This is a genomic window from Psychrobacter sp. JB385 (assembly GCF_900163785.1).
Classification (GTDB): domain Bacteria; phylum Pseudomonadota; class Gammaproteobacteria; order Pseudomonadales; family Moraxellaceae; genus Psychrobacter.
Window position 1 is genome coordinate 211516 of record NZ_FUKN01000013.1, and the last position, 14663, is coordinate 226178.

General features: G+C 43.2%; 9 protein-coding genes. 2 read left to right on the forward strand and 7 right to left on the reverse strand.

The genetic code is table 11. The features are described 5' to 3' along the window. The first annotated feature begins 46 nt into the window (after positions 1-46). A complete protein-coding gene (gene murU, locus CZ794_RS08210) occupies positions 47-790 on the forward strand; it encodes an N-acetylmuramate alpha-1-phosphate uridylyltransferase MurU (protein WP_087041128.1) in 744 nt (247 codons plus the stop codon). A gap of 310 nt (positions 791-1100) precedes the next feature. Here murU and cydB read toward each other — a convergent pair whose 3' ends face one another. The 7 genes from cydB to CZ794_RS14170 form a co-directional block, all read right to left on the reverse strand. Next, positions 1101-2117, reverse strand: coding sequence for a cytochrome d ubiquinol oxidase subunit II (gene cydB, locus CZ794_RS08215; RefSeq protein WP_087041129.1), 1017 nt, complete (start codon positions 2115-2117; stop codon positions 1101-1103). After that, the gene (locus CZ794_RS08220) at positions 2117-3625 is read right to left on the reverse strand and encodes a cytochrome ubiquinol oxidase subunit I (protein WP_087041130.1); all 1509 of its coding nucleotides are present in this window, start codon (positions 3623-3625) and stop codon (positions 2117-2119) included. Before CZ794_RS08220 ends, cydB begins: the two co-directional genes overlap by 1 nt. Positions 3626-4270: 645 nt before the next feature. Next, positions 4271-6736: a triacylglycerol lipase gene (locus CZ794_RS08225; protein WP_087041131.1), complete on the reverse strand. Its 2466-nt coding sequence runs from the start codon at positions 6734-6736 to the stop codon at positions 4271-4273. A gap of 324 nt (positions 6737-7060) precedes the next feature. Beyond that, positions 7061-8233: a hypothetical protein gene (locus CZ794_RS08230; RefSeq protein WP_087041132.1), complete on the reverse strand. Its 1173-nt coding sequence runs from the start codon at positions 8231-8233 to the stop codon at positions 7061-7063. Positions 8234-8465: 232 nt separating this feature from the next. Continuing rightward, positions 8466-9110, reverse strand: coding sequence for a 2-polyprenyl-3-methyl-6-methoxy-1,4-benzoquinone monooxygenase (coq7, locus tag CZ794_RS08235; protein ID WP_087041133.1), 645 nt, complete (start codon positions 9108-9110; stop codon positions 8466-8468). A gap of 199 nt (positions 9111-9309) precedes the next feature. After that, entirely contained in the window at positions 9310-10641 is a 1332-nt protein-coding gene (locus CZ794_RS08240; protein ID WP_087041134.1) for an MFS transporter, read from the reverse strand. A gap of 319 nt (positions 10642-10960) precedes the next feature. Further along, positions 10961-11086 (reverse strand): hypothetical protein, encoded by a 126-nt coding sequence (locus tag CZ794_RS14170; RefSeq protein WP_256958926.1) that lies wholly within the window; start codon positions 11084-11086, stop codon positions 10961-10963. Here CZ794_RS14170 and CZ794_RS08245 point away from each other — a divergent pair. Beyond that, a complete protein-coding gene (locus CZ794_RS08245; RefSeq protein WP_087041135.1) occupies positions 11085-14606 on the forward strand; it encodes a BamA/TamA family outer membrane protein in 3522 nt (1173 codons plus the stop codon). The two genes, CZ794_RS14170 and CZ794_RS08245, sit on opposite strands and share 2 nt — an antisense overlap. Positions 14607-14663: the final 57 nt, after the last annotated feature.

Here is a 14663-nt window from a genome sequence, read left to right on the forward strand (position 1 = left end):
AATGTTTAGATTAAGAATTTACACGATACGATAAAAAGGAATATGCATGTCAACGTCATCGACCTCTAAGATTACGCAAGCAATGATTTTGGCTGCGGGTAAAGGGACACGCCTACGTCCGTTAACGCTTGAAACCCCTAAGCCACTGGTTGAAGTGGGCGGACAGCCGCTCATTGTTTGGCATATCAAAGCGTTGCATGCAGCAGGCATCACTGATATCACCATCAATGCATCATGGCTTGCCGATAAATTAATGGACACATTGGGCGATGGCTCTCAATATGGCGTCAGCCTACATTGGTCCGTTGAAGAAGATGAACCGCTTGAGACAGCAGGCGGTATCTTTCAAGCATTGCAAGCAGGTCAGTTAAGAGATGAGCCTTTCATCTTGGTCAACTCCGATATTTGGACGACGTATGATTTTAGGCAGTTAAAAGATTACACGTTGAGTGCTGACCAGCAGGCGCATTTATTATTGATTGACAATCCTGAGCACAATGATAGTGGCGACTTTGCTGTCAATAATGGTCTGGCCAGCGAACACGCAATTGGTGATGCAGACAAATACACATTTGCTGGTATCAGTGTCATATCTCCTAGATTAATGGATGGCTTGGTGTCAGGGCAACCAGCAGCATTGGGACCTTTATTAAGACAGGCTATGATCAAGTTCCAAATCACCGCTGAAGTCATTACTGATAATTGGATCGATGTCGGTACACCTGAGCGTCTGACACAGGTAAATGAGTTCATTGATAGTAAAGGCGCTGACAATCATTTGGGTGCATAAACCCATTAGCAAATAAAACAGACCCATAAAAAAAGCAGCGTTGATTGCTCGACGCTGCTTTTTTATGGCCTTAGCAATTGACATCAAACGCCCATTGCTAACTTGATTATTTGTGCAAATATAAAAACAACCAAAAATCCTGCCACATATAAACCAAAAAACCATAACCATTGTGACTGTTTTTTACTAAGCTTTTTCATAAAAACTCCTGATTGGCTCATGAGCTGTGGTTATGCTACATCAGTAGTAATAACCACAATGTCAGTCTTATCTATCATAAATTGCTATTTACGATTAGTGCGTTTTACGATTAGTACATTGGGTTGTGATCTGTCTTACCCTTAAACGTATAATAAGCAAAAGCGGTATAACTTAAGATAATCGGTAGCATAATGACCGCGCCAATTAACATAAACGACAGCGATGTATCGGCTGCGGCCGCATCATAAATGGTCATCTGATACGGTACGATATAAGGGAATATGGCAAAACAAACCCCAATATAACCCATCAAAAATAATGCCACAGTCAATAAGAAAGGACGATACTCACGTTCTGTCTTTAAGTCTTTACGCATAAGGAAAAATAACAACAACGCAATAACAGGCATCGGTGCAAGATATAAAATACTTGGCAACATAAACCAGCCTTCGAGCGCATCAATGTCTGAAAAATACATGAACACGGTCACAACAATCATCGCTACCACTAGGGCAGATAGCAGCCAACCTGAGACTTTACGTGCCCAGACTTGTAATGTGTGCTCAGTTTTTATGATGAGCCATGTCGAGCCAAGCAGCGCGTAACCAATAATCATGGCAAACCCGCAAACGATAGAAAAAGGCGTTAACCAGTCAAAAGGACCACCTGTATAAAGACGGTTACTGGCCTCTAATCCTTGCACCAGCGCCCCAAGCATAATACCTTGAGAGAACGTCGCAATGACTGACCCAACAAAAAAGAAAGTATCCCACACATGACGACGTGCTGAGGACTTAAAGCGGAACTCAAACGCAACGCCGCGCATAATCAGTCCAAACAACATAGCAGTCACGGGCAAATAAAGCCCCGTCATGATGATACCGTAAGCAACTGGGAAAGCGGCAAATAAACCACCCCCACCCAATACCAACCACGTTTCATTACCATCCCAAAACGGAGCGATAGAGTTCATCATGCGGCTGCGATTTTTATCAGAACCTGCAAAGGGGAATAAAATGCCACAGCCTAAGTCAAAACCATCGAGCAGTACATAAACAAAAACAGCAAGGACGATAAGTCCACCCCAAATTAAGGGTAAGTCTAATACATCACCGAAGTTAAACATTAGCGTAACCCTCCATCATCGACATCATCAGCAGGCTTGCTAATATCTTCTGCGTCATCTTTTCTAGTATTTTCACCTGCATTTTTATCACCGCTCAATGCACGACCTTGCGATTCAGTGACAGAGTGATCATAGAAATGATCTTCTGCTGGATCCTCATAAGGTTTGGGCCCTTGCGCAATCAGTCGCAAAATATAAAAGCTGCCAGCGCCAAACACAAAAATGTACAATATGATAAAGCCAATGAGTGTCGTCGCCACTTGCTGTGCAGCGACTGGCGACATACTTTCAGCGGTACGAATAACGCCATATACTGTCCACGGTTGACGACCTGTTTCAGTCACAAACCAGCCTGCCAATATGGCGACAAATCCAAGTGGTGTCATCATCATCCATGCACGGTGAAACCAGACGCTATCGGGGCTAAATTGCTGCTTTTTAAAATATTTATAAAGACTAAACAAGCCAACCAGCACCATTAACATACCAATAGCAACCATGATACGAAATGCCCAAAAGACAACAATAACGACAGGTTGATCTTCAGGTGCCCAGTTTTTGAGACCCTTAACTTCGCCATCTAGTGAATGAGTAAGAATCAAGCCGGTCACATAAGGAATTTTTACTTCGTATTTATTGGTTTGGTTTTCCTGATCAGGAATAGCGAATACACGCAGAGCAGCCCCGCGCTCATCCTCCCAAATACCTTCCATCGCTGCCACTTTGGCAGGTTGATGCTCTAATGTGTTTAGACCATGCTCATCGCCAATGAGTACTTGAGCAGGTGCCACAAAAATCGCCATAATCATTGCCATACCTAGCATGATACGACCATGACGGCGGTGCTCAGTATGCTTTTTAGATTGAAGATAGTAAGCACCGATACCGCCAACCACAAAAGCAGTCGTTAAGAATGCGGCTGTCATCATATGGGCGTAGCGGTAAGGGAATGACGGGTTAAATATGATTTCAAGCCAGTCAGTGGGGTATAGCAACCCATCTGCGCCCATCATAAAACCCTGCGGCGTCTGCATAAAGCTATTGGCAGCCAAAATCCAAAATCCTGAAATCAGCGTACCAACAGCGACAATGGCAGTTGAGGCAAAGTGCATACGCTTGCTCACGCGGCCCCAACCAAATAGCATAATGCCCAAGAAGGAAGCTTCTAAGAAAAACGCAGTCAAGACTTCGTAGGCAAGTAATGGACCTAAGACGTTCCCAGCTTTATCGGAGAATACGGCCCAGTTGGTGCCGAACTGGTATGACATAACCACACCCGATACCACCCCTAAACCAAACACCACGGCAAATATTTTTACCCAGTGTTTATAAACTTCGGCATAAATAGGGTCGCCAGTTTTTAGCCAACGGTATTCAAGCACCGTAAGCCAGCTGGCAAGTCCGATGGAAAAAGCAGGAAAGACGATATGGAATGAGATAACGAAAGCGAACTGGATGCGTGCGAGCAAGAGCGCATCGAGCTGGTCAATCATAAACGTAGCGAACATAAATGGTTACCCTTATCTGTTACCTGAACAGCGCTAGCTTCCATAAAACGCTTAAGTAACTGTCCGTAATTGTCTATAGACCAAAATGACAAGTATTACGGCAGTAGCTCAGTGTCGGCTAGCGAGCAACATTAGGGACAAAGTGCAGCTAAGCTAACAACTGTTTCGTTGGATTGAATAACTTACATCCTTATAAATTAATGTATTGTCGTACGAATTAATATATTGCTGTCATATGTTAGAGACATATTATGCGCTTACCTAGATATACACGCAAGCCAAGTGATGTCATCGTTACATACCTAGCAGTCATCTAAAAAAGTTAAAAAAATCCTTAGAACATTGAATAAATACTATTCAATAACAAGGGGTTAATGAATAGCCAGTATAGTCAAAAATGCCAATGAGAAATATGATTCAATGATATAGTTAATTTCAAATAAAAAACGTACAACAATAATAATGTATTGCCAATAATATATTTTCGTAGCCTCTTTCTGCGCACACGCAGCAAGCAAGAAAATATGACGTTGGCAGTACTGTATTTATTTTATATTGGATTGACCATACGTCTTATAGTCCAGCTCGCTTATTTTTTGGCAAGTCGATAGCGCTGAATCATTGATCATATAATACAGATTGCCATTATTCTTGCAATTGTTTATGCAAAATACGTCTCAAGGTCAAAATCGTTTGTGGATTGGTTTGGATACTATGACCACCACTAATAATAGTCTCAGAAGTTGCCCCTTCTAAATGTGCACTGGTGTAAGGAACAATGCCGTCTGACAAGCGTTCAGTTAATGCTTGGCTTATATCACTATTGACCGTGACGGCAGCCACAAGAGGCTCAGCAGGTATCGCTGAGGTGTCGGCAACGTCATTTTTATCATCGGGTGTGTCTTCTTCTACCGCCTGTGACAGATCGACTTTTGCACCGCTTGGCTGCATTTGCGCCAAGCCTTGAGTGATATCGACATCATTATTGGCAATAATGGAATGATAGGTGACGCGATCGTTGATAGCAATGTCTTTAGTCAATTGTATAAAGGATGACTTATCGCTCAGTTGGCTGGCACCGTTTTGTAAGTACAAAGCACCCAGTGGGTTTTGTGCTAACTCGCCTTGAGTCGCAATCGTGGCCAAATTATCCGTAACCGTTTTTACCAAGCCAACGGGTAGATAGACAATGCGACGTAGCGCCCGTGTAAACCAACGATCGGCATAATCTGTACCGCGAAAAGGCGCGGACAAAAAGACCGCTGTGTCCACTTGCGGTAATGCCTTAAGCTCAAACCGATCTTGTAGTTGGTTTTCTGCAAAGGATGCTTTGAGAGCGTCGCGAATTCTACGTTTTTCGCTACCAGACAGTTGGTCTTCGTCATCCAATTTATCTAAGTTATTGGCCAAGTTATCATCGGAGAGCATCATACGAGCAATAATAGCACCCATGCTATGACTGATGATGACACTATTTTTGCTGGCGCGATTTTGCCCTTTGGGATCAGTTTGCTGATACGTAGTCTCAATCAAGCGCTGAATTTGATAACGGTTTTCTAAAATAGGCAGATTGGTTGGATAAAATATTTGCCAAACTTGGTAGTTATCACGCAGTTTGTCATCATTTAGAATATCGTTGGTCAAGTTGACCCACGTCGCCGGACTGGATGCTAAGCCATGTAGCATAATTAACACGCGCTTATCGGGGTCATAAGGCTCAAGCATAAATAGCTTGGGCAGTCTTTCTTCGGGTTGACGCGTGATTAGGTTCAAATAGCCGACGCCATCTAGCTGGTTTTCAGACAGCCACAAGCCATAACCTGCAGAGAAGTTAGCCGCTAGAGGGTAGTCATTGTTTAAAAGGTTAACGCTTTCGCTTCGGTACGGGTTATATAAATGAATATCAAGCTTGCGACTACTCAATACCCCAAGCACGCTATCCCCACTGGGCTGAATCAATCCAGTTAACAATAAGTGTCCTGTAGGATAGATACGTGTGCTTGGGTCAGTGTCGTCAGTAGAGCTATCATTCTTTTCATTGGCCAATCGACCTGACAATGAGGAGACCAATAATTGACGAATCGTTGTGGTATAGCGATCGTCTAATGAAGCCACCAAGCTGATACCCAATCCTGGACGCTTGCTAATGGAGTTGAGGCCAGAGAGACGTAACTCATAAGTGGATACGAGATCTGCTAATGCGGAAGTTTGCTTGTGTGCATTCTGTAGATAGTTATTTTCGTTGGGCAAATAAATACCAAGATCGTAGTCGTCAACTTGCACCTTCATGACTTTGACTTGATCAACAGTCTGTCCTTTTAGCGGGGAAGGATTGGCAATAGCGGCTTGCTTGTCATTACTAAGGTTGGTAGCGTTGGTAGGTAAGTAGTCTACCTTGACATCGCCCATTGACTTCTCTGAGCCATTGGTTGAGCGATAGAGCTGGGTAATAACATCGTTGCTGGCCGCGTTATAGACATCTTGGGTTTGGATGTCGATATCACTTGGGATACGGTTTTGCGTATAAGCATTCTTTTCTTCATCAGCACCTTCAAAATCATGTGCCAAACTGTCATAAAATAAATAAGTGTAACTTGACTTGATCGCATCAAATAAACGAGCTTGATAATCGGTCACACAGCGACTGGTATTTTGTTCTTGAGTCTGAGACTCAGCTTCACTCAAAGGAGCATTGGCATAATAAGGGTCAAGTGGCGGACGAGCAAGTGCATTGCGACAATCTTGTGACTCAGCAAGCTGACGTGCTTTTGCATAATGTAGTTCTGCAAAAATCGCTAGAGCAGAGCGGTAGTGTTGATTTAGGATGCTATCGGTCAGCTGAGTCAGGCATAAGTCAAATTGCTGCATACAGGCTTGTTCATTAAGACCTGCTGATAATAATGCTGAGGCTGTGTCGCTACTGAGATTTTTACCTGTGACAATATTGCCGCGCTGTGCGGTGATGGTCTTCGCTGAGGTTTGTTTATTCACTGACACCGTGCTACAGGCAGGCAAAAGCGCGACTATGGCTATCAAAGCGACTGACGTGATGGTTAGAGGCTGCTTATTAGTGTGCGCCGCCATGTTTTTGATAGAGCGAACGAAAGTCATAGGTCAGTCCAATAAACGTCAGTCATAAGGATGCGATTACTTCACAGGATAATGATAAGAATGAGTGTAGCGTAACTTCTAGAATTAAACTATTTTATTTAAGCTTGATAACTTAATTCTATTTTTTAGAGTAGACAGTCAAATTATGGTTATTATTTGAATTAAGATACTTAAACATAATATGTATAAAAATAAAGGAATAAGTAAAGGAGATATAGACGAAAGGGAGTTTTACAGTCATAAAAAAGCACCATCATTTCATATCAACATACTATCGATATAACATAATGGTGCTCAATATCAGGCCTAGACTATCTAAGCATATTAGACATTGGGTTTAACATTGATATCAGGAGCAGGAATGTCCCAAATATAGAACTTGCCTTCTTCTACCAGCTTAATTTGTTGAGGAATGATGGTATTGTTTGGATTTTCTCCAGCAAGACGACGCAAACGCTGCAATGCATTATCACGACGATCACTCAATACATCGGACTGTGCCAAGCTTTGCTCTGCTTCTGTGTATCCCAAAGACACCGCTTTATCCAAATATTTTTGTCCTTCTTTGAATCCACCGCCTTCTGACAACATCATGCCATATAAAAAGTTGGCTTCACCACTATCAGGTTGGATTTGGATAGCGCGATCAACATACTTACCGCCACGTATGGTGTAATCTGATCCTAGGTCTAGGTTACGTCCCATACCGTTTAGTTTGGCAGCACGAAGCAACACATCGTAAGAAGCATTTGGTGATTGGGCATAAGGCTCGATCCATTCAGTCAATACTTTTATTTTTTCACGCGTGTTGTAGCGCTGGGTGCGGTTAGGGAAGTTTGGTGGGTAATGGCGCGCGTTGGGTGAGGCTTCTGCGATAAACGCATCAAGCAAGCTCACGTCTAGTTTATCCGTACCAAGCCCTTTTTGTTGAGGAATCAATACAGTTGGGACAAAACTGACGTCAGACAATTGTACTTGCGGTGTTGGAATATTAGGAAGCTGACCGCCACGAAGGTCAATGCCAGTTGCAACCATTGGACTTGGGGTATATACGCGAGTCGTGCCTGTTGGCTCAGCGTTGGTAGCTCCAGTAGCCGTCACTGGTCTTTGTGTGGCGCTGCTATTCATTGGAGCATTATTTTGTTGGACACGGTTCTGTTGAATGGTGCTTTGTTGATTGCTATTTTGCTGAGTAGTATTTAATGCCGTATTAGTAGCGATAGCGTCCATTGGTGCGTTTGTTTGAGGGGCTGCTTGTGTAGTTGGTGCGGTGGCACTGACGGTAGCATTGGGCCGTGCAAGACGAATGACTCGTTTGCTTGAATCCATAGCACTAGGGACAGAGGTACTAGTCGTAGCTGTAGTATCCGTCTCAGCCGCATTAACAGGCGCTGATAGCATCATTGCACAGGCAGCCGCTAGCGCTGTCAAGGTAGCAAGTTTAGGCGACTTGGCTGGCAAGTTACTAGAAAGAGTCGATTGGTGGTTGGCTTTCATAAAAATCGTTACCTTAATTATTCGTGGTTGAGCAAAGGGATGGCAATTAGGTTGTGTCTGTGAGGCAAAATCGTACAAATTTTTAATACCCTACCAAATTAAACTCAACGCTATCAGTAGTAGGATTGTTAATGGTAAGAATTAACCAAGCTAGAGGTTATCGCTAACACTATACATCATTACATGGCTAATCGTGCTTACTGCATCAGCAATGATAAACGCTATTTTAGCACTACAAATGATACGCAGTGGCTTTCATACGATTGGCCATCCAGCGCATGGTCTGACGAACGGGCGGTGGTAATGCTGCGCCACCACTTGTCAAAGCCAGTTCGCGATGGTGCAATTCTTCAATATCCATCTGTGCCAGTATCTCTTTTGAGCGTTGATCGTGTTCAGGTAACTGCTGGATATGATCTTGCAGGTGTTCACTCACTTGCGCTTCTGTTTCGGCGACAAATCCCAAACTGAACTCATTAGAGATGGCACCTGCCACCGCTCCAAGGCCGAAGGACATGCCATACCATAATGGTGTAAAGACGCTGGGATGACTGCCCAATTCGTTTAAACGAGTCTCACACCACACCAGATGGTCGACTTCTTCTTCGGCTGAGTGTTGCATGGCTTGTTTGACGCCCTCGTCCTTGGCGGCAAAGGCTTGCCCATGATATAGCCCTTGCGCACAGACTTCACCTGTATGGTTGATACGCATCAAACCTGCAACGTGGCGTGCTTCTGTGATGGTAAGCTCAGGAATATCATCGCTGCTTACAGGTAACGGACGGGTACTAGGATTGGAATTGGGCACGACAGCTCGTAATGCCTTGTCGACCCCAAGTAATAAATGGTCGATTTTGGATAAGGGACGCGGGGCCATGATTCACTCCTGATGGCTTAAAATACGGTAAGGCTTAAGGTAGTATAAATATGTTCTATCAATAAGGCATTATCAATACAATAAAACTGCCGACTGCTTTGAGATTATCATCATAATGACTCATTTTTTACTATAGCAAATAATCCAAATTATCCGCACGAATTTCTCATTTACAACGTTCATATTACAAGCGATAAGATTACGGACTGATGCCATCATTTGTTTGGATGACTGCATCTTTGATGTGTTTGTTGAGCTTGATATATAAAAACGCACCAAAGGCAATATTCAGCAGGCCTGTCACTAAGAAGAGCTGAGGCAATGTTAAACCTAAGGCGTTCAAAATAACAATCGCAAAGATTGCCGAGGTCACCATAAAGATGGCATTAAAGATATTATTGGCGCCCACAATGCGAGCACGATGGCTTTTAGGTGCATAGGCTTGCATAGAGGCGTACAAAGGTACGATATATAACCCGCCGCTAAACCCTAAAAAAAACAGATCTGCAAACACACGCCAGCTACCGCTGAGTCCAAATAAGTCACCAATACCGAGTAAAGCATCATTATTCACATCGAGGTTTAAGCTTGAAAGCGAAAAATACAAATCAATGGCAAAAATACTGAGGCCTGCAATACCAAAGGGCAGTAGACGTAGACTGACCTGATTTTTGGTCAAGGATTTACACAGTAATGATCCGATTGAAACGCCGACAGAAAACAGGGTCAATAAGAAGATAACCACCGACTCATCACCTTGCAAGATGACCTTGCTAAACTCTGGGGTTTGCGTCAGAAATGTGGCTCCATAAAACCAAAACCAGCTGTTACCAAGGATGACAAAGAATAAAAAAGGCAAGGAGTATAAATAGCGAATGGTTGATAAGCTGGTGGTGATGATGTTCCAATTGATGTTCAAATTGGGCTGCATCGCAGGCATGGTGGGAATATAGCGAGCAGCTAAATAACCCAATACCGCGACAACCAATACAGTGGCACTGATCCAATATAGCGACTGTGATAACTGAGTTAACACGCCCGCGATAATCATACCCAAAAGAATGGCAAGCGATGTGCCCATTTGAAACAGCCCATTGGCGCCAACCAACTCATCTTCCTTCATCGCTTGTGGCAAATACGCGTACTTAATCGGTCCAAAAAAAGTCGAATGGGTACCCATTAAGAATAACGCCACAAACAATAGTGCATACCACTCAAAAACGAAGCCCACCGCAGCAATTGCCATAATCACCAACTCCAGCAATTTAATCAATCGCGTGAGTTTTGATTTTTCGAACTTATCGGCAATTTGTCCTGCCAGCGCCGAAAATAAGAAATAAGGCAAAATAAACAACATGGCAGCCAAGTTATTTAAAATGCTCACTTCCATCCCTAACTGACTGGCAGCGGTATAAGTCAAAACCAGTATGAGAGCTTGTTTAAAAATATTGTCATTAAACGCGCCCAAAAATTGGGTAAAAAACATAGCGTTGAAACGGCGATGCTTAAACAGTTGAAACTGATTTGCCATGGAAGTTCCTGCGGATAGGTCGCGGCTGATTGAGTAAAAAAACGTCAAACATAATTTTCGAGATAACGGTAATTGTCAATGTTATCAAAAACTTATTTGAATGTAGCATAGGTTTTGTCAATATTAGGAAGTATAATAGCAAGGCTTTAGAAAAAATACATGCAGCCTATGCTATGATTTCATAATTAACTAAGTTATGATTTGTAAATTTCGCATTGTTACCTTATAAGGTGTGAGTGGGGCTAAAGGTTCGCTATCACCCAATTTCATCTCTTAGTGAGTACAAAACAAGACTAAAGTTCGTTTTTTTGGGCTATCATTATCTAAAGTAGGTAAGAAAGCCACCATCATTTTCATCAACTGCTTGACGTTTATCCACCGGTAAGACTTGGCGATTGTCATCGCTAATAATATTGTGCCGCGTGAGGTGATAGGAACCGAACATGAAACATCAGCCTTCAACGCCATCGCGCACCGTATCAATCATGCCGCGTGTTATTGTCAATACACAGGATGATATTAGTAACCACAGCCATCAAGAGAATGTTCAAAAGACGATGAACGATACGCATGATAATGTCTCACGTATGTACTTTAGACGTTCCGCACTTTTTACAGCATTAGCAACCAGCCTAGTCGGTTTTGGTATTACGCCTATAGCATTTGCCGATACTACCGATAATGCAACAATCGACAATCAATCTATTACTGATCAAGCCATGACCGCTCAGGCAGCCAACTTGGTAGAAGGCAATATTGAGCAAAATGATGATCAGCTTAATATGGCCCTAGATGCACTGCGTTTAAAAAAGGCCGTAGAACAAGGCATCATCGAGCAATCTGTACTAGATGATTACGCCGAACAAAGCCTAGGAGCTAAAAAATCAGAGTCAAAAACTGGAACCACGCAGAACCCAAATACCCAGTCTTCGAGTGCGTCTAATACTCAGACCAATATGGATTATGCAGAAAACGTAGATAGCGACCTTGATCTGTCTGAGAATGCCAATGACGATTTGGCGCAACAAGCCGCAGCGATACAACAACAGGGTTATCAGATGATGACGCCTGAACAGATTGATCGTGAGCTGGCTGCGATGGATCTACAAAATACGCAAGATATTGAGAACATAAACAGTAGTAGTAACGGTAACAATAATCCTATCAATCGCAATGATAATGATTTTGATGGGCCAATTGCGACGTTGGCAGATACTACCCCGCCAATTGGCTTAGATGCGGAACTGGATGCGAACAGTTTGCCCATACCCAATAATCTCGATACATTAGGTCGAAATGGAACAGCAGATGAGCAAGCCGAAACGTCTGAGGTGATGTCGCGTCCGATCAATGTAAGCGATGCGGTTAGTAGTAGAGATGAGGAAGGAGCGAGTGAAGGTATCGTTGCAGCAGGTGAGGTCACTGGTGCAGAGGGCACCTCATCATCAGATATTATAAATCCTGATGATTACTTGCCAGATTATCAAACAGAAGATCAGGCGATTAGCCAAAGCATCGAACAAGCGAGCAAACCCAAACCTTTAGCTCGTAATAGAGGAAATATCGTCAAACGCCTTTATAACCGTTTGTTTAATAACGGTGCGATGACATTGCCACACGTAGACACCACGATTTATATGAGTCAAGCAGCGCCTGATGGTACGGTGGATAATACATCAAAAGTAATTAAGGCGGATGATGATATTCAGCCTATGAAAAACATCAAAGCAGCACTTGATGATACAACCGTACAATCAGTGGTCGACTTTACGGCTGCCTTACCTCGGTTACGTGAAACCGCGTTAAATGCTGCCAAAGCTGTTGGTTATTATGATGTTACCTTGCGTCTACGCCAGCCCAATGCCGATACGATAGATGTCATTATCGATGAGTTGGGTGAGCCTGTGCGCGTGGATAGCCGTATTGTTGAGGTCCGCGGTGAAGGCCGCGAACAAAAAGAATTTATTGATTTTGAAAAAGAGCTGCCGCCACAAGAGGGCGATATTTTTAATCACCGTGTGTATCAAAACAGCAAAGCTGCACTTGAGTCGCTGAGCAACACCTATGGGTATTTCGATCAATATTGGCTAAACAAGTCTGTCGATATCATCTTGCCTGACAACACAGCAGACATCTCTTTAATCTATAACACTGGCGATCGTTATGAGTTTGATGATGTGGTGTTTTTTACTTATGATGCAGAAACCAACACACTGACGCAAGATCCAGATAAACTGCCTGTTGAATTGTCATTGTTACAGCAGTTGTTTGACTTCAAGCCTGGCGATCCGTTTTATCGTCCAGACGTGACTAAGTTTAGCAACGATTTGTCAGCCACACGTTACTTTAATACGGTCAACGTCGAATCAATACTGCCGCCAAATGAACGCAGTGAAGCCAGCACATTGGCATTTAGCAATGCGCCAAATACCAATAATGAAGCGCTAGATAGTGATATCAACAGTGACGGCACAACAAGCACAGTCGCCACTGATGTTAATAGTGCCAATGGCAATGCTAATGGTACAGAAAACTTAGCAGCAGCCAATGATTCGCGTAATATCAGTCAAGACAATGCCAGTACTTCTGGTGAGGTTGTTGCAGCAAGTGAAAGTGATACTAGCGCCAACAGTGGCGATACAGTGAACCCAGCTGATATTGCTACCCTTGAGTTTGAGGCAGATGAAGAAACACTAGACAAACTGCAAGCCATTAGACGAAAAGCAGAACGCTTGAGCAACTTACCAGATGATCGGGTATTAGATGAAAAAGATCAAGAAGCGCAGAATCTGTTAGGCAAAATCAGTGATTCAATCAGTAATGTGGCTCAAAAAATATTCCCTGACGAAAAAAGTATTCTTGCAGATGAGAATTTTGTGCCACCAACACTAGCAGGACGCAAAACCCCGCAAGATGTTTTAGAAAGTAAAAAAGTACCGCTGTATGTTTTCGTATCTTCTAGTAAGCCTCGGGATGCTCAAGTTGGTCTCGGTTATGGCACCGATACAGGCGTACGAGCAACGGCAAAAATCGATTACAATTTATTGAACCGTCAAGGTTATCAGGCGGGAGCAGAAACTGAAGTCTCAAGAATTAATAAAAATATAGGCGTTTACGCCAGTCGCCCTTGGAAGCATCCACTCAATGACAAGTTGGAAGGACGCCTCACGTATGAAGAAGAGTTAATCGATCAAGGCGAAGGTAACTTCGATCTGTCTACTCGCACACTAAAAGCAGCACTGAACCGCAATATCCGTCGTGAAAAAGGCTGGAATAGCAGCTACTCTGTACGCTATCGTTTGGATGAGCTTGAAACAGGCGTTGATGATACCAAGTTGGACGATCTTCCCATACGTTTCACTTCTTCTAATCCTAAGCAAAAAGCATTGCTATTTGGCTATGGTATTAATAAAACCAGTGTTGATAACGCGACCAATCCAACGCGTGGTATACGACAGTATTATTCACTTGAAGCTGGGGCAAAGAGCGCCTTTAGTGATACCGATTTGGCAATTGCGCGTGCAGGGGTCAGTGGTATCTATAGTTTTGGCGAAGACAAAAAGCATCAGGTACTAGGCAGTGTTAATACAGGCTATATTTGGGCAGATGATTTTTATGACGTGCCTTATAAACTTCGCTTCTTTGCAGGTGGTGATCAGAGTATCCGAGGCTACGACTATGAAAGCTTATCTCCGATAGATAAAGGTTATCTGACCGGTGGACAGATTCTTGCAGTGGGTAGCGCAGAGTACAATTACGAATTTAGACCTGGCTTTCGTGGGGCATTTTTCACTGATGTAGGTAATGCCTATGACAAGAATTTTGATACTGAGACAAAAGTTGGTGTTGGTGTTGGGGTTCGTTGGGCCTCACCTGTTGGCGTGGTGAGAGTCGATGTGGCCGCTGGCGTGACAGAAGATAGCATTCCAATCAGATTGCATTTCTTTATTGGCTCTCCTTTATAATTGGATTTAGTGTTTTTTTATTTATCGTGCCGATTGCTGGTAATCATTCTTTAACGT